Here is a 21,579-nt window from a genome sequence, read left to right on the forward strand (position 1 = left end):
TGTATTATCGAAGGAATTTTACGGTCGTCGTAAATTTGATAAAGCTTACGTTTTATAGTGAGTTAGCGGTAAGGAAATGCACACATTAAAATTTTATTAATGGTAATAAAAAAGTGGTAAGACCACGTGTAAGTGTCAGATTTTCTTACCTAAAGTTGTGATGTTGTAACATAACTTCGGAGGCGGTAACCTTCAACACACTGCCTTGGTCATACCAATCGCCAAGAACAATGCGCGTCGCTGATTTTCCATTCGCTTTGAGGCTATGAATGTTTGGTCTGTGCGTATGACCATGGATCATGCGCTGTACGCCCCACTTTTCCATCACCTTAACCACTTCTTCTGGCGTTACATCCATAATCTCAGGCTTTAGGTTCTGTTGCTTTTCTTTACTTTCGGCACGGCCGTTATCTGCTACACGCTGTCGATACCACAAGGGCAGGGCCAGCATTAACCTAGGCCACCACCAGCCACGTGATTTCTTGCGAAACTTTTGGTAGGCAACGTCACGGGTGCATAACTCGTCTCCGTGAGTAAGTAGCGTCGGTGTGCCATATAAATCGACAACTTCCTGTTCGTTTAGCAACGTCATGCCCGCTTTAGACAGCCATTTATCTCGAATAGCAAAGTCGCGGTTGCCGTGTATAAAGTAAACAGGGCAGTGCTCGCTCACCGCTTTAAAAGCTGATGCTATAGCGGTGTTAAAGGGGGTTACGTTGTCGTCACCAATCCACACTTCAAACAAATCGCCAAGTACGTAAAGTGCATCGGCATTAATCGCGTCTTCTTGTAAAAAGCGCATCAAACAGTCAGTAATATCCGGACGGTCTGCACTCAAATGTAAATCGGCAATGAAGTAGGTAAACGACATAGATCTTCTTAACGTGGTTTAAAAAGCCGCGTTACATTAACGCGGCTTGTACTTAACTGAAGGCCGTGAACTTGTCTCGACAGTTACGCCGGCCAAGCCATTGTTCTGGAAGTTGTAAAATCAGTTGTTGAGAGAGTTATTTAAGCAATAACTGCTTTTTCAATGATCACTGGCTCAACAGGTACATCCTGGTGGTAGCCGTTGTTACCGGTTTTAACCGCTTTGATCTTCTCTACCACGTCCATACCTTCAACCACTTTACCGAACGCGCAGTAGCCCCAACCGTTTACAGACTTACTAGTGTGGTTAAGGAAGTCGTTGTTGTTCACGTTAATGAAAAACTGCGCAGTAGCTGAGTGTGGGTCTTGAGTACGCGCCATCGCGATAGTACCAACTTCATTGGCAACACCGTTGTCGGCTTCGTTTTCGATAGGATCTTTGGTGTCTTTTTGGTCCATATCTGGCGTAAAACCACCACCTTGGATCATGAAGTTGTTAATTACACGGTGAAAAATAGTATTGTCGAAAAAACCGTCTTCAACGTAAGAAAGGAAATTCGCTACGGTTTTAGGCGCTTTATCTTCAAAAAGCTCAAGGGTGATGTCACCGAAATTTGTTTTTAACGTAACCATTGTGGGTTGTCCTGTGTGTTAGCATATAAAATGAGTGCGCGGATTTTAGCGCAAAACAGGGCAGTAGCGCAAAATAGTGCACCAACGCAAAAGCCTTGTACCATTTAAATGATGACGGTGCTAAACTTTGCGGCCCAAAAATTATGACAAATAGGAAATATAGACATGCTACATCTTTACAATACCCGAACCCGTGAAAAAGCGAAGTTTGTTCCGCTTCAAGAAGGGAAAGTGGGTTTGTATGTGTGTGGTATTACCGTTTATGACCTCAGTCATATGGGTCACGCCCGTACCTACCTAAGTTTCGATATTTTAGTACGCTACATGCGCCACCTTGGTTTAGATGTGAAGTATGTACGTAACATTACAGATATTGACGATAAAATTATTGCTCGCGCCAATGAAAATGGTGAAAGCTTTGAGGCGCTAACTGCACGCACTATCGCCATGATGCATGAAGACTTTGCGGCAATTAATTTACTCGAGCCAGATGTGGAGCCGACAGTAAGCGGCCACATGGACGAGATCATCGAAATTATTCAGCGCCTGATGGACAAAGGTTATGCTTATCAAGCGGCAAGCGGTGATGTGCTATTTGACGTAAGTAAGTATGAAGATTACGGCAAGTTGAGCAAGCAAGACCTAGATCAACTTAAAGCAGGTGCCCGTGTTGAAGTAGCGGCAGGAAAAGACGACCCGCTAGATTTTGTATTGTGGAAAACCACTAAGCCAGGTGAGCCAGCATGGCAATCTCCATGGGGAGAAGGCCGCCCGGGTTGGCACATTGAGTGTTCAGCCATGAACCACAAGCACCTTGGTGCGCACTTTGATATTCATGGCGGTGGTTCAGATTTAACCTTCCCACACCATGAAAATGAGGTGGCTCAGTCGTGCTGTGCATACGACACGCCCTATGTAAACGTGTGGATGCACGCGGGTATGGTTCAAGTTAATGATGAAAAGATGTCTAAGTCATTAGGCAACTTCTTCACCTTGCGCGATGTGCTTAAAGAGCACGATTCAGAAACCTTGCGTTTCTTCTTAATGTCGGCGCATTATCGTAGTCAGTTAAGTTACTCACAAGACAACATCACCCAAGCAAAAGCGGCCCTAGAGCGTTTGTATACAGCTCTTCGTGGCGTTGAAGTAGATGAAAGCACTGATCTGAGCTACGGTGGCTACCTGACGCGTTTCGAAACAGCAATGAACGACGATTTAAACGTGCCGGAAGCCTTTTCAGTGTTGTTTGATGTGGCCCGTGAGCTTAACCGCCAAAAGGGCAACGCCGAAGAAGCGGGTAAACTGGCAGCAGTTCTTAAAGGCTTAGGCGCAATTTTGGGTATGCTTCAAAGCGACCCAGACACCTATCTTAAAGGTGGTGAGGGCAATGATGACGAAGCGGCTGAAATTGAAGCGTTAATTAAACAACGTAACGATGCCCGTGCCGCGAAAGACTGGGCAGCAGCAGATGCTGCACGCGATGCATTAAACGCTAAAGGCGTAGTGCTAGAAGACGGCCCAAGCGGCACAACGTGGCGTAAAGCCTAACTAGCAGCCTGTGCTATTTGACAGTAAGAAAGCCCGCAATATGCGGGCTTTCTTTTTATCCTTCGACTAATAGCATCACTTATATTTCCGGTTTACCAGTGGGTATTGCCGATTCTTTTTCAGTTAAATGTGATTTCCAGCGCTGCTGCGCAACATGGGCTTTTACCAGTTCTAAGCATTCATTGACAACGTTAAGTACTTCTTTATCAAGTGCATCGGCGGTAGGGGTATAGTCGTGCATACCTACTGAAATGAAATGGTCGATGCGCTCTGCGTCTAGGTCGCTTAACAGGTTTACCAGCGATGTGGTAACAATATCTGTTACCGATTCCTCCAAGGTATTTTCGATAGTTCTACCAATTACCGGCAGATAGTGAAGAGAGGAAACTTGTGCGTTGCTTCTTACCGCTTTACCCACGCTTTTTCTCACGTGCTCTCGAATCACCTCGCCGTGATCTTCGCTTTGAATAGACTGGCCTAAATGGTTGATTACACCTGCCATCCATTGAGTAATGACAGGACGGCGGGGGGCAAGCACTTGTGCGTTGATATCATCTAATAAAGGAGAGCCCGCTGAGATATCTTTTTGCGCATCGCTCAGTACTTTAACAACAATCCGGTCGCTCAACTCTTCAACAAATACATCGTAGTAAAAGGCAAAAAAGCGAAACACTGCGGTTTGGTTTAAATCGATGATTTCGAATTTGTGCAGACGGTGCAAAATAGAAAATATGCGCAAGAAACGAAAGAGGCGGGTAGGTCCAGTAGGAATAAGGCCTATGATGTCGTACCAATGTAAAAACGGAAAAAAGTACCAACGTAAGTGTTCTTTACGCACAATGGCTACAGCCCAACGAAAACAGAACTCGGTAAAGAATATGGCAATAAAAACTAAATCGACCAACAAAAAGTTGGCGTGAATTGGGTCGTAAGCGTTAAGAAAGGTGGGGAAGTATGTACCTAAAAGACCGTATACAAAGTCTGTGGCATACAGCGCATCAAAAATGAGCCATGCCAGGTTTATGAAAAGTATACCCAGCATGACTAAGTCTAAAATTAACCAAGGCGTTTCGTGACTGTTTCGCAAATTTTCTCGGTTAATTCTTAGCATTTCCGTATCCTGTATAGTCTTTTTAAACCATCATCAGCCCGAGGCGCTTAAACTTGTTACATCCACGTGAAGTTTAAGACGCTGACCTGGCTGTAAATAGCGTTTAGTATTAAGCGAATTCCACTTGCCTATGTCGCTTACTTTAACATTGAACTTACTGGCAATACGAGAGAGAGAATCACCGTTTCTCACCGTATAGGTGAGTGTTTTAGTAACCCCAGTTTTTGCGCTGCCTTCTTGCCAAACAACCAGCGTTTTGCCCGGGTGCAGCATATCGCCTGGAGCCATGCCGTTCCATTTTGCAAGCTGCTTGGTGCTTATCTTGTACTTACGCGCAATATCCCAAAGCGTATCACCCGATTTCACGGTGTGACTAACTTTCTGCTTAGAACTATGGCTATTTTGCAAGCTTGCGAGACGTTGTTCCTGCGACAAGGTATAGCTGTTTAGCTCTTGAAGCGCGACAGGTACCATAATAGCTTGACCCACGCGGATCATAGATGAATCCAGCTCATTGATTCGTTTTAGTACCTTTACCGTAGTGTGGTACTGCTTGGCAATTTTGCTTAAGCTATCGCCGGGCTTAACGGAATGTCGCACCCAGTTTAACCGCTCCTTTTGATCAATATTGGCAAGGGCCTGAGAAAACGCCGCCGCCTTTCCGATGGGAAGAACCAGCCGATGTGGGCCATCCGGAGAGGTTGCCCAGCGGTTGAAGCCTGGGTTTAATCCGTGCAGCTCTTTTAACGACATGCCTGCTAGCTCGGCTGCGAAGGCTAAATCGACCTGTGAGCCTATATCGACGACTTCGATAACCGCCACATTTTCAATTTCCGGCCAAGAGTAAGCGTATTCATCTTTGTTTTTGAGAATATCCGCCAATGCGAGAAGCTTTGGTACGTAGGCCCGAGTTTCCCTTGGCAAGTCTAAATTCCAAAAGTCAGTGGGTTTCCCCGCTCGCTGATTTGCTTTAATTGCTCTTTGTACTCGGCCTTCGCCGCTGTTGTACGCGGCAAGCGCGTGCAGCCAGTTTCCATCAAACATTTCATTTAAATAGGTAAGGTAATCAAGCGCACCTTGGGTTGAAGCAACTACATCACGGCGCCCGTCATACCACCAGTTTTGTGGCATGCCAAAGCGTTTACCCGTGCCGGGAATGAACTGCCACATTCCCGCAGCGCGTCCGTGGGAATAGGCAAAGGGGTCAAAAGCACTCTCTACAATAGGCAAAAGCACAAGCTCCATAGGCATATCGCGCTTTTCAATTTCTTCAACAATGTAATAAAGAAAAGGCTTTGCCCGTTTCACAACACGCGCCATATACTCGGGGTGCTTTAAGTACCACTTTCGTTGAGAACTAACTCTTCGGTCATCTGGAATTTCAAGCGCAAACTTGGCGCTAGCTCGCGCCCACACATCCGTAATTACCGCCTGTGTATGTACATCAGGAGTATCGGTGGTTTCCGCGCCTTCTTCTAGGGTTTGGTCGTTCGGGTGAATAACGTCGATAACGCCGTCCCGTGCAATCTCACAATCTGCGACGGCTTCTTCGGTATTATGAATTTCACTACAGGCTTCCAAAGAAGCGCTTTCGTTATTTTCTATCTGTGCATTGTCGTTATTATTATCGGTTAACTGACAACCCGTTAAACCTATCGCCAATATCAAGGGCGATAGAGGGAAAAACTTCAACTGCATATATGAAGAAACCTCTTGGAGCACTGCAAACCGTCAATATTACGATAAACGGCTTAATAATGCATCAAAACTCATCTTTCCAGCGGCGAACTGCAGCAAAGACTGCCACATCGTCGGCTAGGTTATTTTCGCAATACGCTTCGGCAGCAGTTTTTACAGAAAGTTCATGGGCGCGTAAAAATGGGTTTATATTTTTCTGCTCTTTAAGGTTACTTGGCAGCGTGGGTAGGTTTTGTCCACGCATAGAAGCTACCCAATCTGCATACTCATTCAGCGCTATATTGTTGGGCTCAACTGCTAGCGCAAACTTAACGTTCGCCTGGGTGTACTCATGGGTACAGTAAACTTTTGTGCTATCAGGCAGGCGCTTGAGCTTGTTTAGCGAGTGATGCATTTGCTCCGGTGAGCCTTCAAATAATCGCCCACAACCGGCAGAAAACAAGGTGTCGCCACAAAACAAAGCGCCATGTCCAAAGAACGCGATATGGTCAAGGGTGTGTCCAGGAACTTCCATCACCTGCAATGACAAATTCAGAACAGGAAGCGATACCGTATCTCCCTGAGACACCGATTTGGTGATGCCGCGAATATGATTACCTCGCGGACCAATAACAGGAAGGTCGGGCACAGCCGATACCAACTTTGCAATACCACCTGTGTGATCTCTGTGGTGATGCGTTATAAGTACGGCGCTAAGCGTTAATCCCTTTGCTTTGATAAAAGCTAACACTGGCTCGGCATCACCCGGATCCACAACAATAGCATTAGCATCATCGTGTAGGCACCAAATATAGTTATCAGTGAATGCGGGAATAGGGTGAACGGCTATGTTTGAAGGAAATGTTTCTGACGTCATTTTTGTACCTGCTTGTGTAGGTAGAATTATGCGTTACTATAGGGGCTTGTGGACAGCAGAGCAACCAAAGAGCGCGCAGTGATAATGAAATCGGCGTTTAAAGCCAAACCACCTCGCTACCCCACAAATTGGGGAGATTTTCCCGCTGGCGAACATATACGTACTGCGGTCAACAACGTATGCAGCGATTATGCAGAGCGCATTTTTGGCTATCACTTTGCAAAATTAGGTACGCTTAGCGCCGAAATTAACCTAGATAGCAGCCCAATACGGCATCATATTAACCATGTTCCATTCGACAGCGAGCTAAGCGGACAGTGTGAGCTTAATGGGGCGGATACAAACACATGTGAAAGTAAAGCGTCGAGCCACGCATTTAAAGACTGCGAATATGGTGACGTAAAGAAAAGTAGAGGTAACACCATAGTGGGGCAGTCACATCGACTGCCTTTCTCGGAAAACAGCATTGATGGCTTTCTATTGGCTAATGAATTAGATTTCGCACAAGACCCCCACGAAATCTTAAGAGAAGTAGACCGCGTTATTACGCAAAACGGGTACGTCATTATAAGTGGCTTTAATCCACTGAGCCTGGCAGGCATTGCTAAGTACTTACCGGTAAAGCGTGGCAACGTACTTCACGATGCACGCTTTTTCACCTCATATCGAATTAAAGACTGGTTACAGCTACTTGGCTTTGAAATAGTAGAACAGCGCCAAGTATTGTTTTCAACGCTCTTTTTTCAGCAACGGTGGAAGGGGGCGGTTAAGCTTCAAGAGTATTTAGCGTCTTATTTACCTTGGTGCAGCGCGGTCTATGTGATTTTAGCGAAAAAGCGGGTTATTCCCATGACCGCAATCAAACCCAAGCGGAACTTAAAACCCAGCTTTTCTGCAGTAGGCGCCAGTGTGAGAGCCTCTACCTTAAATCACTCACGTCGTTAAGAATACCGAGCATTTTTCCACAGAGTGTGAGGAGCGAGCAGACGACTAAACAAACGAAGTGACGAAGTGAAAAAGCACAAAATAAAAAAGCACAAAATAAAAAAGCCACGACATTTGAAACTCTCGTGGCTTTTATTAATGGATGGGCAAGGGCGCTCTTGATAAAAGCCCAAACGCTATATATTTCTTAAAGTACCTTACTTAACGCGCATACCAGGCTTTGCACCTTCGTGCGGCTCAAGAATGTATAGCTCGTCGCCGCCAGGACCAGCGGCTAATACCATGCCTTCACTCATACCAAAGCGCATTTTTCGAGGGGCCAAGTTCGCAACCATCACCGTATGCTTACCGATAAGCGCTTCTGGTGAGTAGGCCGACTTAATACCAGCGAAAACTTGTTTAGTTTCGCCGCCTAAATCTAGCTCTAAGCGCAGAAGCTTGTCAGCTTTTTCTACGTGCTCAGCGTTAGCGATACGTGCAATACGCAAATCAACCTTTGCGAAATCATCAAACGAGATAGTGTCGCTGATAGGATCTTTAGCTAGCGGGCTTTCTGGGTCGATAGCGGGTGCAGCTGGCGCTAGGCTTTCTTTTGAATCTTCAACCATGGCGTCAATTTTCTCCATTTCTACACGCTGCATCATTGGCTTAAACTTATTGATGGCGTGGCCTTTTAATAGGGTTTGCAGTGAATTCCAGTCGAACTTATCGTTTAAGAATTCTTCTGCTTTTTCTGCAAGAACAGGAAGCACAGGCTTCAAGTAAATGACCAACAGACGGAACATGTTAATACCGAGCGAGCACACATCGTGTGTAAATTGCTGCTTGGTTTCGTCTTTAATGGTTACCCAAGGTGCGTTGTTATCAATGAACTGGTTTGCTTTATCTGCAAGGGCCATAATTTCACGTACAGCTTGGTGATACTTACGCTTTTCGAAAAGGGCAGCAATACTTTCAGACGCGTTTTGGAACTCAACAATCAATTCAGGTTCTATCACGTTGTCAGATAATTTGCCGTCGAAACGCTTGGTAATAAAGCTTGCACAGCGGCTTGCTATGTTAACCACTTTACCTACAAGGTCTGAATTCACTTTTTGTGCAAAGTCAGTAAAGTTTAGGTCGATGTCGGTAACACCGTCGCCTAACTTAGACGCAAAGTAATAGCGCAGATATTCTGGATTAAGATGGTCAAGGTAAGTACGGCCTTTAATAAAAGTACCGCGCGACTTTGACATTTTCGCACCGTTCACGGTGACGAAGCCGTGAATGTTTACACCAGTTGGTTTGCGGTATCCCGCGCCTTCTAGCATGGCAGGCCAGAACAGACAGTGGAAATAGGTAATATCTTTACCAATAAAGTGGTAAAGCTCTGCTTCAGAGTCGGCCTTCCAGAAGTCATCAAACTCTAGGTTGTTCTGGTCGCAGAAGTTTTTGAAACTCGCCATGTAGCCAACCGGCGCATCTACCCATACGTAGAAGAACTTGTTAGGCGCACCTGGAATTTCAAATCCAAAGTAAGGCGCATCACGGCTGATGTCCCACTGCTGAAGACCTTCGGTGAACCACTCTTGTAGCTTGTTTGCCATTTCTTCTTGAAGGGCACCAGAGCGGATCCACTCCTTAAGCATGCCTTCAAATTTTGGTAGGTCAAAGAAGAAGTGCTCAGACTCACGTAGTACCGGTGTCGCACCAGATACAACGCTGCGCGGGTTTTTCACTTCAGTTGGGCTGTAAGTTGCACCACATACGTCACAGCTGTCACCGTTTTGATCTTCTGCGCCGCAGCTTGGGCACGTACCCTTAACGAAACGATCCGGCAAGAACATTTCTTTTTCAGGGTCGAACAATTGGTTAATGGTGCGCTTACTGATGTAGCCCGCGTTATCTAAGCGTGTGTAAATTTCTTCACACAGCGCCTTGTTTTCTGGCGAATGGGTTACATAGTAGTTGTCGTAGTTAACGTGAAAATCAACAAGGTCTTGGTGATGTTCAGCACGGGTTCTTGCCACCATTTCTTCTGGTGTAATGCCAAGCTCCTGGGCTTTAAGCATAACCGGCGTACCGTGTGCATCGTCTGCGCAAACACTGTAACATTCGTTTCCGCGAAGGCGCTGAAAACGAGTCCAGATATCGGTTTGAATGTGTTCTAGCAAGTGGCCTAAATGAATAGAGCCATTTGCGTATGGCAACGCACTGGTTACCAGAATTCGGCGTTTTTCTGACATAATGACGTTATTGATTCTTTGCGTTTCAAAATGGCTGCAAATACTAGCGGAAAACCGCGTTTTTTGCATTACGTAATTCACACAATTCTACTACTAGTAAGGCATTTTATGTTCTTTTCTCGCAAAGCAGAGCCGTTAACTAAAAAAGTTGCTGCTATTTTGGCCAAGTATTTTTCATTAGATGTTGACGATACTTTGTCATGGTGTGCTTTTAGTCAGCCAGAAAAAGAAGATGCGGGCGTTACAGTTACCTTGCCATTTTGTATTGCTACCCAATTAAACACTCTTAAGCAAGAAGTGCTCACGCAGCTAAAAGGGAAGCTCGGTGCTGACCAGCTCACGTTTAAACAGGTGGTGGCAAGTGGCGAAACTGAAGTAGCACCGGTTACCAATATTAAAAACATCATTGCGGTAGCCTCGGGCAAAGGTGGGGTAGGTAAGTCCACAACGAGTATTAATTTAGCATTTGCACTTATGCAGGAAGGCGCAAAGGTGGGTATTTTAGATGCCGATATTTATGGGCCGTCTATTCCCATTATGTTGGGCAACCCTGATGCACACCCTGAAAGTGAAGACAACAAGCACATGCAGCCACTTATGGCACATGGGCTGGTGGCGAACTCTATTGGTTATTTAGTTCCTCAGGAAGATGCCGCAGTATGGCGCGGCCCTATGGCAAGCCGAGCGCTCAAGCAGTTATTAGATGAAACGTTGTGGCCTGTACTCGATTACTTAATTGTCGATATGCCGCCAGGTACCGGCGATATTCAACTTACTATGGCTCAGCAAGTGCCGCTAACTGCATCTGTGGTAGTTACTACGCCGCAGGATTTAGCACTGGCGGATGCTCAAAAAGGCATAAGCATGTTTGAAAAAGTAAACGTGCCGGTGCTAGGGCTTATCGAAAACATGAGCTATTACCAATGCAGAGCTTGCGGAACAAGAGATTACGTGTTTTCAAAAGACGGTGGCGAGGCGCTTGCCGAACGTCACGGCCTGCCTCTTTTAGGTCAGCTTCCACTTGATATTCATATACGCGAGCATGGTGATGCTGGAACGCCTTTATTAGTTTCCTCACCTGAAAGCGACTTGAGTGAAAGCTATCGCGAGGCAGCGCGAGCACTGTCTATGCAGCTAGCCTTGACCGTTGAGCCGCGAAAAGGGGCTGCTAAACATATAAAAGGCGATCCGATAGGTATAGTAGGGAAGGCATAGATTAAAAGATTAGTCATGAATGCCTAGTTTTTGAAGCAGATGCAGAAGGAACGAGCGCCTATTAAAGGGTGTAAATTCAAAATTAGCTAAAACTTTTTAAAAATTGCACAAAAGCAAGTAAAACAAGCCTTTGAGCAGTTGAATGCAAGCAGTGACATCCGCATAATAGCGGCCTAATGAAATGAGGATTACACCATGCGCTTGTGCGACCGCGATATCTACCAACATCTACAAGATGGAAAAATTAAAATCGACCCTACACCTGACTACGATCAGATTAGCGGTGTAACGGTGGATATCCGATTAGGTAACAAATTTCGAGTGTTTGAAGATCACCAAGCACCGTTTATCGATTTGAGTGGCCCAAAAATTCAAGTTCAAGAAGCGCTGGACCACGTGATGAGCGATGAAATTGTGTTAGAAGAGGGTAAAGCCTTCTTTCTACACCCAGGTGAACTAGCACTTGCAATAACACATGAATCAGTCACGTTGCCAGACAATATTGTCGGTTGGCTAGACGGGCGCTCATCGCTTGCTCGGTTAGGTTTAATGGTGCACGTTACCGCGCATAGAATTGATCCGGGTTGGTCTGGCAATATCGTACTTGAATTTTACAATAGCGGTAAACTGCCGTTAGCGCTTCGCCCTAAAATGAAAATTGGAGCGCTGAGTTTTGAGGTGTTATCGGCGCCAGCTGAAAAGCCTTACAATGCAAGGGTCGATGCTAAATACAAAGGCCAAGCTGGCGCAGTAGCAAGCCGCATCTCGTCGGATGACCAGAGCAAGTAAGAAATACAACCTGAAAAAACAAGATTTTTTTGGAAAAGCCTCGTGCGTTTCCCGTTAAATACTGATAGAAAATAGATAAGCGATAACAAGGGTTAAAGCCCGAGTACTTATAATAAAGCTATCAGTAGTGGGAAGCGCTATGCACACAAACCCTGAACCCTCTTCAGAAATTCAACAACGAAAGCCAACACGCAAGAACAGCATTATCCTATTTGCGTTGTTTGCCTCCGTCCTAAGTGGCTTAGGCTTGTGGGCTATTGACCAGCCAAGCGACATTATTTTTACTGCTGCCATCACGTTATTTGTAGCGGTGCTTTGGGTAACCGAAGCGCTTCCCATTCCAGCTACCTCACTATTACCTTTTGCACTGTTCCCCTTATTTGGCGTGTTGTCTCACAGCGAGGCTGCGTCAGCGCTAGGAAGTCACGTAATTATCCTACTTATGGCTGCCTTTATGCTGTCAAAAGGGCTGGAGCGCGCTAACTTGCACAAGCGATTTGCGATTTACATGCTACGTATAACGGGCAGCGGCAGCCCCCTTAAACTGGTGTTGGGTTTTATGTTAACCACTGCCGTATTGAGCATGTGGATCAGCAATACGGCCACAGTACTTATGATGCTTCCTATGGCCATTGCTATTATCAACGCTGTAGATAACCCGCGATTTGGGGTGGCACTCATTCTAGGTATTGCCTATTCGGCAAGCTTGGGCGGGGTAGGGACACCAATTGGAACGCCACCTAACATAATCTTTATGAGCGTGTATGAAGAGACTCAAGGTATTGAATACAGCTTTCTTGACTGGATGAAAACCGGTGTACCAATTGTAATTTTAGGTGTGCCTGTCATGGCCTTCTGGTTAGCGCGCGGTATAAAAGAAGTGGGCAACATAGATTTGCCCGTGCCAGGCACTTGGACGAAGGCCGAAAAGCGTGTGCTTGCTATATTTGGCACCGTAGCGTTGGCGTGGATTTTCAGACCTTTTTGGACAGCTTGGATTGGCGTAACTACAATCAGCGACAGCACTATTGCTGTAGCAGGTGTTGCTGCTATGTTCTTTACCAACAGCGGAAACGATAATGGCGAAGTAGACGCAAAAGGCAACAACGACAAGTTGCTTGATTGGGAAACGGCGAATGATATTCCATGGGGTATGTTGCTGTTGTTCGCTGGCGGTATTTGTATTGCCAAAGCCTTTATGTCATCGGGTCTAAGCGTTTTAATGGGTTCTTGGTTAACCGGTCTTGCCACCTTACCTGTGTTACTGCTTGTTCTTGGTATTTGCTTGTTTGTTACGTTTCTTACTGAAATTACCTCTAATACTGCAACCTCTACCTTGCTTATGCCAATCCTCGCCGCCGCTGGTATTGCGGTGGGCGTAGACCCCAAGCTACTTATGATCCCCGCTGCCATAAGCGCAAGTTGTGCCTTCATGTTGCCAGTAGCAACCGCACCTAACGCCATTGCATATTCGACAGAAAAGTTCGATATAAAAACCATGGCGAGAGAAGGCATAATGCTAAACGTGCTGGTGGCTTTAGTAGTCACTGCGGTGTGTTACGTAACGCTAGCCTGATAAAACGTGGCATTAAGAAAGTAGTAACTACGTGATTTGCCGTAGAAACAAGCAAAGATGGTTAGCATTTGAGCGCTTAAACAGGCTTATTGTTAATTCTCGTTGCATTGTGAACAAATATGAGTAGTATTACTCGCTCTTTCGGTCGGTGTGTAGCGCAGCCTGGTAGCGCACTGTCATGGGGTGTCAGGGGTCGGAGGTTCAAATCCTCTCACACCGACCAACTTCTCTGCTCCCCAGCGTATCTGTCCATTTCTCGTTTACTCATTTCAAGCGCTAGTAGCCAATTAGTAGCCAATTCAAAAAGATGTCTTTTGTGCCTCGTCGACTAACTTGTTGCCGCTTAATCGGAAGTCAAACTGCTCATTTTTTTCAATAAATAGTTTGCAATTAGCCTAAAGTGTTATATCGTGCTCTAGCGTTGATGGGCGCCTACCGCTTGCACGGGTAAAGCTTTGCACCATCATATACATATACTTCCGACTGTATCATTAAGCTGAGGCGCGTCGGGTTAGCAAGCTACCATCCGCAAGGTGACGCGTCGTTAGGTATGATGATATGTCTAATTACTCGTTTTTAAATATCCTAAAGTCACAATCTAAATCCCTACAACGTGCTTATGGTCTTTCAAGAGCCCAAGCTCTAGAGTTGATTGCCGGCCAGCATGGCTTCAGTAATTACCACGAATTACAAACCGTCGCTAAACGTAACCCCACAGATGCTCGGTTGATGAAGGCTGCATTGGGTACATCAGACTTAGCAGAAGTTATTTATGAAGATAATGTGTTTACACACTTCGAAGAAGTATTAGAATCTCACTTATCAAGTGAAATAGCGATGACCAATGCATCAAATTTCACGGTAGAAAATCTTGAGGTACTCGACGCCGCATATGCCGATTCTAAAGGCGACCTCTTTATTGAGATTGCATTCGAATATGATGGAGAGCAGGACCCAAATCGTGTTTACTCTGGAAAGAAGTTTTACGTAAGCGCAACCCTGATGTTGTTGCGCCGCAATGGAGAATGGGTCCCCTATGACGCGTTTGACGGTTTAGAAATTCATGAAATAGAAAGCGACACTGAATTCGAGTATCGTCTTGAAATGGAAAACTCACGGGCGGTAACGCCAAGTGATGCGGAGGCATAAGGAAATGATTGATAAAAAAGTACTCTCAGAAACCGACATCATCACTAAGTTCTTGCTGCCTGCAGTTAAAAAAGCAGGGTGGGACGATATGACCCAGATCCGCCAAGAGGTCAAACTACGCGACGGTAAGGTTATTGTTCGCGGTATGGCTGCAGCACGTAAAACAGTCAAGTCTGCTGACATTGTCTTGTATCACAAACCATCCATTCCACTGGCCGTAATTGAAGCAAAAGCGAATAAGCATGAAGTGGGCAAAGGTATTCAGCAAGGGCTGGATTATGCCAGGTTACTCGATGTGCCTTTTGTGTTTGCCAGTAACGGTGATGGGTTTGTATTTCATGATAAAACCAATCCCAACCAACTTGAATCAGAACTGTCGTTAGATGCGTTTCCTTCGCCTGCTGAGTTGTGGGCAAAGTATTTAGCATTCAAAGGGTTTAACGACGCACAGTTGCCCATCATTACCCAGGATTACTATGATGATGGCAGCGGTAAGTCACCTCGCTATTATCAGCTTCAGGCCATCAACAAAACAGTTGAGGCAGTATCTGCAGGACAAAACCGCATCTTGCTCGTCATGGCAACGGGTACCGGTAAAACCTACACTGCCTTTCAAATCATCTGGCGATTATGGAAGGCTAAAGCTAAAAAACGCATCTTGTTTTTGGCAGATCGTAATGTCCTCGTTGACCAAACACGCATTAATGACTTCCAGCCCTTCGGTCAGGCAATGACCAAAATAACAGGCAGAAAAATTGACCCTGCTTATGAAGTGCACCTTGCTTTATATCAAGCGTTAACGGGCCCTGAAGAATCTCAAAAAGCATACAAACAAGTCGATCCAGACTTCTTCGACCTGATTATTATCGATGAGTGTCACCGTGGTAGTGCAGCAGAAGACAGCGCGTGGCGTGAAATCCTTGAGTACTTCAGTGGGGCAACCCAAATAGGCTTAACCGCAACACCTAAAGAAACCGAAGAAGTTAGTAATATCGACTACTTCGGCGAGCCGGTATACATGTACTCGCTTAAAGAAGGCATTGAGGATGGCTTTCTTGCACCATACAAAGTGGTGAGAGTGGACATTGATGTTGACCTTCAGGGGTGGCGACCCACTAAAGGACAGGTGGACAAGCTGGGTAATGAAATTGAGGACAGGGTTTACAACCAAAAGGACTTTGACCGCACCATGGTTATTGACGAGCGCACGCAGTTGGTTGCGCAAACCATTACTAATTACCTTAAGCGCACCGACCCAATGGCTAAAACAATCGTCTTTTGTAACGACATTGACCATGCCGAGCGTATGCGTCGTGCTTTGGTGAACTGCAATCCAGAGCAAGTCGCAAAAAACGAAAAGTATGTGATGAAAATAACCGGCGATGATGAAGTGGGCAAGGCGCAACTTGATAACTTCATAAATCCCAAGAAAGCCTACCCAGTTATTGCCACCACATCAGAGCTCATGACAACCGGCGTGGACGCCAAAACCTGTAAGCTGGTGGTACTGGATCAGAACATTCAGTCCATGACCAAGTTCAAGCAAATCATTGGGCGGGGTACACGTATTGATGATAAATACGGCAAACTCTGGTTCACCATATTAGATTTCAAAAAAGCCACCGAGTTGTTTGCCGATGAACGCTTTGACGGTATTCCCGAAAAAATCATCACAACCAAGCCTGATGACATTAATGATCCGGATTCTGGCTTTGACGACATCATCGATGACATCGATAACGATAATGAAGATGGGCAAGGGTTTGATGAACAAGATGGTTACCCTAATGACTCTGGGCCCATTGACGGTGGCGACTGGACTGGCGGTGATGACGATGGGGGTGAAGCGGTACGCAAGTATCACGTAAACGGTGTCACGGTTAGTAAAGTTGCGGAGCGCGTTCAGTATTATGATACCGATGGCAAATTGGTCACCGAGTCTTTTAAGGACTATACCCGAAAAACCTTATCCAAACAGTTTGCATCGCTGGATGATTTTGTGCGCAGATGGAACGACACGGAACGCAAGCAAACTATTATCGATGAGCTTGCCGGTGAAGGCATTTTGTGGGAAGCACTGGAACAAGAAGTTGGTGAGGGTATCGACCCCTTTGACATGATATGTCACGTTGCATTTGACCAACCGCCACTTACGCGCAAAGAGCGAGCAAATAACGTCAAAAAACGTAACTACTTTACTAAGTATTCTGAACAGGCACAGCAGGTTCTGGATAAGCTGCTAGATAAGTATGCCGATGCAGGTGTACTGGAAGTCGAGAACCTGCAAACTATCAAAGTGCAGCCATTTACCGACATTGGCTCGGTCACTGAAATTGTCAAAAAAGGCTTTGGTGGTCGCAAACAATACGACGAAGCTATTACCGAATTAGAGCAGGCTATTTACCGTGCCACCGATAAAAGTGCCTAAGCTTTTTGCCTGCTAACCAAATAAAATAAGAGAGAAGAGATGTCAGTCAGTACAGTCATTAAATCGATTCAGGACATTATGCGCAAAGATGCTGGTGTCGACGGTGATGCGCAGCGTTTGGGGCAAATGTCCTGGTTACTGTTCCTTAAAATATTTGATGCCCAGGAAGAAGAGCTTGAGCTTGAATTGGATGATTACCGTGAACCTATCCCAGAACAGTATCTTTGGCGTAACTGGGCCGCAGATGAGCAGGGAATAACTGGTGATGAGTTGATGGAATTCGTAAACGATGATTTGTTTCCAACGCTGAAAAACTTAACCGCCCCGATTGACAAAAATCCACGTGGTTTTGTGGTACGTGAAGCATTTAGTGATGCCTTTAATTATATGAAAAACGGCACACTGCTTCGCCAGGTGATTAATAAACTCAACGAAGTGGATTTCACTGACTCAAAAGAACGACATCTGTTTGGTGATATTTACGAACAAATCCTTCGTGACTTGCAAAGCGCAGGCAACGCAGGTGAGTTCTATACACCGAGGGCAGTCACGCGCTTTATCGTTAATCGAGTTGACCCAAAACTGGGCGAACAAGTGTTCGACCCTGCGTGCGGTACAGGCGGGTTTCTAGCATGCAGTGTTGACCACATTAAAACTAACTACGTTAAAACCGGTAGCGACCATCAAACGCTACAAAAACAAATTCATGGAGTGGAAAAAAAGCAGTTACCACACCTGCTGGCAACTACCAATATGATGCTGCATGGTATTGAAGTGCCAGTTCAAATTAAGCATGACAATACGCTCAATAAGCCATTATCAAGCTGGGACGCTGACTTTGATGTCATCGTGACCAATCCACCCTTTGGTGGTACAGAGGAAGATGGCATTGAGAAAAACTTTCCCTCTGAGATGCAAACCCGTGAAACTGCAGATTTGTTCTTGCAGTTGATTGTAGAGGTGTTAAAAGACGGAGGACGCGCTGCAGTGGTGTTACCTGACGGTACGCTATTTGGTGAAGGTGTAAAAACTAAAATTAAAAAGCTGCTCACTGAGGAGTGTAACTTGCATACCATTGTGCGGTTACCTAATGGCGTATTTAACCCCTATACAGGCATTAAAACCAACCTACTGTTTTTCACCAAAGGTCAACCCACTAAAGACATCTGGTTCTATGAGCATCCGTACCCCAAGGGTGTGAAAAACTATTCCAAAACCAAGCCGATGAAGTTTGAAGAATTTCAGACCGAAATCGACTGGTGGGGCAGTGAAGAAGATGGTTTTGCCAGCCGCGTTGAAAATGAGCATGCGTGGAAAGTATCGATTGAGGAAGTCATCCAGCGTAACTTTAACCTGGACATAAAAAATCCGCATGAGGATGAGCAGGTCAGTCATGATCCAGAAGAGTTGCTAGCACAATATCAAACCCAACAAAATGAGATACAAGCACTGCGTGACCAGCTTAAAGGCATCTTGTCTGGGGCACTATCATCTGGCGGTTCAGTAACAGGCAAAGAGGGTAATGTCTAATGTCAGTTGAACAGCTAATTACCGATAATATTGATATTTGGACCTCGGCTATAAAAACCAAATCGGCGTCAGGTCGAGGCAGTTCAAATAAACTTGAGTTGTATGGCATTAAAAAACTGCGTGAGCTGATTTTGGAGTTGGCGGTGCGCGGTAAATTGGTGCCACAAGACCCCACCGACGAACCCGCATCAGAGCTTTTAAACAGATCAAAGAATGTAAAAGCGGAGCTAATTGATAGCGGGGTTCTAAAAAAATCACGTTCAAAGAAAAATATTCAACCTGAGCGATTCTTCGAATACCCGCCAGAGTGGATGGAAGCAAGCTTAGAAGACTTAATTCACGTGATAAACGGTAGAGCATACAAGAAAAATGAAATGCTTGAGGAAGGTACGCCGATACTGCGAGTTGGTAACCTATTCACTTCAAATGATTGGTACTACTCTGATCTTGAGTTGGAACCAGAGAAATACATAGATGATGGCGATTTAATCTATGCATGGTCTGCTTCATTTGGACCATTCATCTGGCAGGGTGGAAGGGTGATTTATCATTACCATATTTGGAAGATGGACATATTTTCCGAGGAGTGTTTGGACAAGCATTTTTCTAAGATTTTTTTGCAAGCTATATCAGAAAGAATTAAGGCAAGTGGAAGTGGTATTGCCATGATTCACATGACTAAGGAGCGAATGGAAAAAATAGTTCATCCGCTACCACCTATTGAAGAACAAAAACGCATCGTCGCCAAAGTCGATGAGCTAATGGCCCTGTGTGACCAGTTGGAGTCAAAAACCAAAAGCAGTATTGAAGCACATCAACTACTGGTCAAAACGCTGCTAGAGACGCTTACAAACGCCAAGGATGCCGATGATCTCAATGATAGCTGGCAACGCATCAGCGAACACTCCGATGTACTGTTTGCAACCGAAGACAGCATCGACCAGCTAAAGCAAACCATCCTGCAGCTCGCCGTAATGGGCAAACTCGTCAAACAAGACCCTAACGACGAACCCGCATCAAAACTGCTGGAGCGTATCGCGGCTGAAAAAGAACAGCTCATCAAAGATAAAAAAATCAAAAAGCAGAAGCCATTGCCGCCAATTGCTGACGATGAAAAGCCGTTTGATCTGCCTGATGGGTGGGAGTGGTGTCGACTTGCTGATATTGCATGTTTCGAAAATGGCGACAGGAGCAGTAAATATCCAAGCGGAAGTGATCTGGTTGGCAAGGGGGTTCCATTTTTTGGTGCACCAGACATTGAAGATGGATTTTTAGCATTTGGGTCAGACTTGAGATTCATTACGAAAGAAAAGTTCGAGTCACTGAATAGTGGAAAGTTGCGGCACGAGGATATTGTAGTTTTATTGCGAGGTAGTGTTGGAAAAACAGCAATGTTTTTGAAGAGTGATGAATACAATACCGGCTTTATAAATGCTCAGATGTTAATAATAAGAGCAATTAATTCTAACATTGTGTCGTTCAAGAAGGTGTTCTTTGATAGTGCAGCCTATTGGAAACAGGTCGCTGATGAAAAGTCGGGTGCAGTTATTCAACAGATGCCTGCATCCGCTATTGCCAAAATGTTATTCCCATTGCCACCGTTACCTGAACAAGAGCGTATTGTAACCAAAGTCGAAGAGTTAATAGCGTTGTGTGATGCTCTCAAAAGCAAGCTAAAAATGGTACAGAAGGTACAACTCGATATTTCAGAAGCTTTTGTTAAGCAAGCAAGCTAAGTTTTTGGTCACTGAATGGCTACTTTGTCGAGGCTGTTAAAGTTAAAAATTAATGAATACAGTTAGTTAAGTTGAGTATGGCCGGTCTTATTAGGAATGGGTGCTTATGTTAAGTGGGGATGATTATGGCTAAAGACACTCCATCAATGGCCAAAAATAAAATCAAGAGATGCCTTTGGGCTATCTATGACCAACACCCAAAGAAAAGTGAAGTTGATTCGTTGTGGACATATTTTGAGTCCAAGTGCGCTTACTGCGGGGTTGAAATTGAGCGCAGTTCAAGAACTGGTCACGTTGACCACCTGATACCGTCGGCAGAGGGCGGAAGTAACAGTATTCATAACCATGTATTGGCGTGTGCTCGTTGTAATGGTGATGAAAAACGAGAAGAGGACTGGTTAACTTTTCTCAGCAAAAAGTCAGGTAAGAGCTCGATATTTGAGCAGCGTCGTTCGAATATTGAAGAATGGTTGTCGCTAATGCCACCAAATGGCACTAATACAGCCTTGAAATCTGAGGTTGAAAAAGTTGTCGATAAAGCTTTGAAGGACTTTGACTCTGCTGTTGCTCAAGTGCGTTCACTGATTAATGTGAATGACAGAGGTTAATAATTATCTGTACATAATTATCTGTACTCGATTATGTCTGATCTGACATTAATAGTTCAGAGGAGGCAATCTAACCTGACTGACCGCTATGAGCAATTTGCAGTCACTTTTTAGCTAAGTCGCAATAGTCTGCATAAGGAGCGGACATTTAGATATAGCCCGTTTATGTCCCCTTATGAGTTACAACCTAAAGTTCAAACACCTCTGTTTAGGTGATTTTGACATACAAATGCAATGAACAGTAAGAAGTAAGACCTGTCCCCTAACTTCTCTTTACGGGGCGACGGGTTGTTATGTGAGCAAGAACGAACACGCAAAAATCAGTGAGTAAATTTTTCAACTTCTTCGGATGAGAGGACGCTGCCAAGTAGGAAAGTTTGATCCTGTTTGGCCATGGTGTCTTGTTCGTCTTTGATATTTGCGTTTACTTCTGATTCAAGCGCGAAGGAAGAGCGATCGAATTTCCGTTCGGAGAATTTCATGGATGCAAAGCGATTCTCTGCCAAGCCGTTGACGGCTAGCAAATCGAATAAAACCATACCCTCGAACTTTAAGTTATCGAGTTCTACGGTTAGCTGTTTTAACTGACGCAAAGGGTGAAAGTCTGGGGTAGCAGTAACCACAGCAATATCACCTATAATGCGTATCTTCTTGATCATAAT

General features: G+C 45.1%; 17 protein-coding genes and 1 tRNA gene. 11 read left to right on the top strand and 7 right to left on the bottom strand.

The genetic code is table 11. The annotated features are described in order from the left end of the window. Positions 1 to 145: 145 nt before the first annotated feature. Positions 146 to 871 carry a UDP-2,3-diacylglucosamine diphosphatase gene (gene lpxH / locus GVO62_RS02445; RefSeq protein WP_159117590.1) on the bottom strand — a complete coding sequence of 242 codons (726 nt, stop codon included), beginning with the start codon at positions 869 to 871 and terminating at the stop codon, positions 146 to 148. 140 nt (positions 872 to 1,011) lie between these two features. Next, complete coding sequence (locus tag GVO62_RS02450; RefSeq protein WP_159117591.1) at positions 1,012 to 1,503, bottom strand: peptidylprolyl isomerase; 492 nt, start codon at positions 1,501 to 1,503, stop codon at positions 1,012 to 1,014. 165 nt (positions 1,504 to 1,668) lie between these two features. Between GVO62_RS02450 and cysS the strand changes: the two genes are divergently transcribed. Then, a complete protein-coding gene (cysS, locus tag GVO62_RS02455; protein ID WP_159117592.1) occupies positions 1,669 to 3,051 on the top strand; it encodes a cysteine--tRNA ligase in 1,383 nt (460 codons plus the stop codon). A 79-nt stretch (positions 3,052 to 3,130) separates the two neighbouring features. On the opposite strand, the gene GVO62_RS02460 is transcribed toward cysS, so the two are convergent. The 3 genes from GVO62_RS02460 to gloB all read right to left on the bottom strand — a co-directional run bounded on the left by GVO62_RS02460 (position 3,131) and on the right by gloB (position 6,716). After that, complete coding sequence (locus GVO62_RS02460) at positions 3,131 to 4,162, bottom strand: ion transporter (RefSeq protein WP_159117593.1); 1,032 nt, start codon at positions 4,160 to 4,162, stop codon at positions 3,131 to 3,133. A gap of 33 nt (positions 4,163 to 4,195) precedes the next feature. Then, the gene (locus GVO62_RS02465; RefSeq protein ID WP_159117594.1) at positions 4,196 to 5,860 is read right to left on the bottom strand and encodes a lytic transglycosylase; all 1,665 of its coding nucleotides are present in this window, start codon (positions 5,858 to 5,860) and stop codon (positions 4,196 to 4,198) included. Between the two features lie 64 nt (positions 5,861 to 5,924). After that, positions 5,925 to 6,716 (bottom strand): hydroxyacylglutathione hydrolase, encoded by a 792-nt coding sequence (gloB, locus tag GVO62_RS02470; RefSeq protein ID WP_159117595.1) that lies wholly within the window; start codon positions 6,714 to 6,716, stop codon positions 5,925 to 5,927. Positions 6,717 to 6,800: 84 nt separating this feature from the next. Here gloB and GVO62_RS02475 point away from each other — a divergent pair, with 84 nt between their 5' ends. Further along, positions 6,801 to 7,661, top strand: coding sequence for a class I SAM-dependent methyltransferase (locus tag GVO62_RS02475; RefSeq protein ID WP_159117596.1), 861 nt, complete (start codon positions 6,801 to 6,803; stop codon positions 7,659 to 7,661). Between the two features lie 197 nt (positions 7,662 to 7,858). On the opposite strand, the gene metG is transcribed toward GVO62_RS02475, so the two are convergent. After that, positions 7,859 to 9,886, bottom strand: a complete 2,028-nt coding sequence (metG, locus tag GVO62_RS02480) for a methionine--tRNA ligase (RefSeq protein ID WP_159117597.1) — start codon at positions 9,884 to 9,886, stop codon at positions 7,859 to 7,861. A 108-nt stretch (positions 9,887 to 9,994) separates the two neighbouring features. Here metG and apbC point away from each other — a divergent pair, with 108 nt between their 5' ends. The 9 genes from apbC to GVO62_RS02530 all read left to right on the top strand — a co-directional run bounded on the left by apbC (position 9,995) and on the right by GVO62_RS02530 (position 20,917). Next, on the top strand, positions 9,995 to 11,101 hold the full coding sequence (gene apbC, locus GVO62_RS02485; protein WP_159117598.1) for an iron-sulfur cluster carrier protein ApbC: 1,107 nt from the start codon (positions 9,995 to 9,997) through the stop codon (positions 11,099 to 11,101). Between the two features lie 195 nt (positions 11,102 to 11,296). Beyond that, positions 11,297 to 11,890 (top strand): dCTP deaminase, encoded by a 594-nt coding sequence (dcd, locus tag GVO62_RS02490; protein ID WP_105929416.1) that lies wholly within the window; start codon positions 11,297 to 11,299, stop codon positions 11,888 to 11,890. Positions 11,891 to 12,029: 139 nt separating this feature from the next. Beyond that, complete coding sequence (locus tag GVO62_RS02495) at positions 12,030 to 13,466, top strand: SLC13 family permease (RefSeq protein WP_159117599.1); 1,437 nt, start codon at positions 12,030 to 12,032, stop codon at positions 13,464 to 13,466. A 146-nt stretch (positions 13,467 to 13,612) separates the two neighbouring features. Beyond that, positions 13,613 to 13,689 (top strand) — tRNA-Pro (locus GVO62_RS02500). Between the two features lie 335 nt (positions 13,690 to 14,024). Continuing rightward, a complete protein-coding gene (locus GVO62_RS02505) occupies positions 14,025 to 14,615 on the top strand; it encodes a hypothetical protein (protein ID WP_105929783.1) in 591 nt (196 codons plus the stop codon). 4 nt (positions 14,616 to 14,619) lie between these two features. After that, on the top strand, positions 14,620 to 17,043 hold the full coding sequence (hsdR, locus tag GVO62_RS02510) for an EcoAI/FtnUII family type I restriction enzme subunit R (RefSeq protein ID WP_105929782.1): 2,424 nt from the start codon (positions 14,620 to 14,622) through the stop codon (positions 17,041 to 17,043). A gap of 39 nt (positions 17,044 to 17,082) precedes the next feature. After that, the gene (locus tag GVO62_RS02515; RefSeq protein ID WP_105929781.1) at positions 17,083 to 18,573 is read left to right on the top strand and encodes an N-6 DNA methylase; all 1,491 of its coding nucleotides are present in this window, start codon (positions 17,083 to 17,085) and stop codon (positions 18,571 to 18,573) included. Continuing rightward, positions 18,573 to 20,309, top strand: coding sequence for a restriction endonuclease subunit S (locus GVO62_RS02520; RefSeq protein ID WP_167390607.1), 1,737 nt, complete (start codon positions 18,573 to 18,575; stop codon positions 20,307 to 20,309). Before GVO62_RS02515 ends, GVO62_RS02520 begins: the two co-directional genes overlap by 1 nt. 125 nt (positions 20,310 to 20,434) lie before the next feature. Beyond that, positions 20,435 to 20,917 carry an HNH endonuclease gene (locus GVO62_RS02530; protein ID WP_159117600.1) on the top strand — a complete coding sequence of 161 codons (483 nt, stop codon included), beginning with the start codon at positions 20,435 to 20,437 and terminating at the stop codon, positions 20,915 to 20,917. A gap of 320 nt (positions 20,918 to 21,237) precedes the next feature. On the opposite strand, the gene GVO62_RS02535 is transcribed toward GVO62_RS02530, so the two are convergent. Then, entirely contained in the window at positions 21,238 to 21,576 is a 339-nt protein-coding gene (locus GVO62_RS02535) for a type II toxin-antitoxin system RnlB family antitoxin (RefSeq protein WP_105929778.1), read from the bottom strand. Positions 21,577 to 21,579 lie beyond the last annotated feature (3 nt).

The organism is Alteromonas sp. KUL150, from assembly GCF_009811475.1.
In the GTDB taxonomy this organism is placed as follows: Bacteria; Pseudomonadota; Gammaproteobacteria; order Enterobacterales; family Alteromonadaceae; genus Alteromonas; species Alteromonas gracilis.

Bases quoted from the DNA above. Each gene is read 5' to 3' on its own strand.
- lpxH (WP_159117590.1), bottom strand. From the start codon at position 871: ATGTCGTTTACCTACTTCATTGCCGATTTACATTTGAGTGCAGACCGT.
- GVO62_RS02450 (WP_159117591.1), bottom strand. From the start codon at position 1,503: ATGGTTACGTTAAAAACAAATTTCGGTGACATCACCCTTGAGCTTTTT.
- cysS (WP_159117592.1), top strand. From the start codon at position 1,669: ATGCTACATCTTTACAATACCCGAACCCGTGAAAAAGCGAAGTTTGTT.
- GVO62_RS02460 (WP_159117593.1), bottom strand. From the start codon at position 4,162: ATGCTAAGAATTAACCGAGAAAATTTGCGAAACAGTCACGAAACGCCT.
- GVO62_RS02465 (WP_159117594.1), bottom strand. From the start codon at position 5,860: ATGCAGTTGAAGTTTTTCCCTCTATCGCCCTTGATATTGGCGATAGGT.
- gloB (WP_159117595.1), bottom strand. From the start codon at position 6,716: ATGACGTCAGAAACATTTCCTTCAAACATAGCCGTTCACCCTATTCCC.
- GVO62_RS02475 (WP_159117596.1), top strand. From the start codon at position 6,801: ATGAAATCGGCGTTTAAAGCCAAACCACCTCGCTACCCCACAAATTGG.
- metG (WP_159117597.1), bottom strand. From the start codon at position 9,886: ATGTCAGAAAAACGCCGAATTCTGGTAACCAGTGCGTTGCCATACGCA.
- apbC (WP_159117598.1), top strand. From the start codon at position 9,995: ATGTTCTTTTCTCGCAAAGCAGAGCCGTTAACTAAAAAAGTTGCTGCT.
- dcd (WP_105929416.1), top strand. From the start codon at position 11,297: ATGCGCTTGTGCGACCGCGATATCTACCAACATCTACAAGATGGAAAA.
- GVO62_RS02495 (WP_159117599.1), top strand. From the start codon at position 12,030: ATGCACACAAACCCTGAACCCTCTTCAGAAATTCAACAACGAAAGCCA.
- GVO62_RS02505 (WP_105929783.1), top strand. From the start codon at position 14,025: ATGTCTAATTACTCGTTTTTAAATATCCTAAAGTCACAATCTAAATCC.
- hsdR (WP_105929782.1), top strand. From the start codon at position 14,620: ATGATTGATAAAAAAGTACTCTCAGAAACCGACATCATCACTAAGTTC.
- GVO62_RS02515 (WP_105929781.1), top strand. From the start codon at position 17,083: ATGTCAGTCAGTACAGTCATTAAATCGATTCAGGACATTATGCGCAAA.
- GVO62_RS02520 (WP_167390607.1), top strand. From the start codon at position 18,573: ATGTCAGTTGAACAGCTAATTACCGATAATATTGATATTTGGACCTCG.
- GVO62_RS02530 (WP_159117600.1), top strand. From the start codon at position 20,435: ATGGCTAAAGACACTCCATCAATGGCCAAAAATAAAATCAAGAGATGC.
- GVO62_RS02535 (WP_105929778.1), bottom strand. From the start codon at position 21,576: ATGATCAAGAAGATACGCATTATAGGTGATATTGCTGTGGTTACTGCT.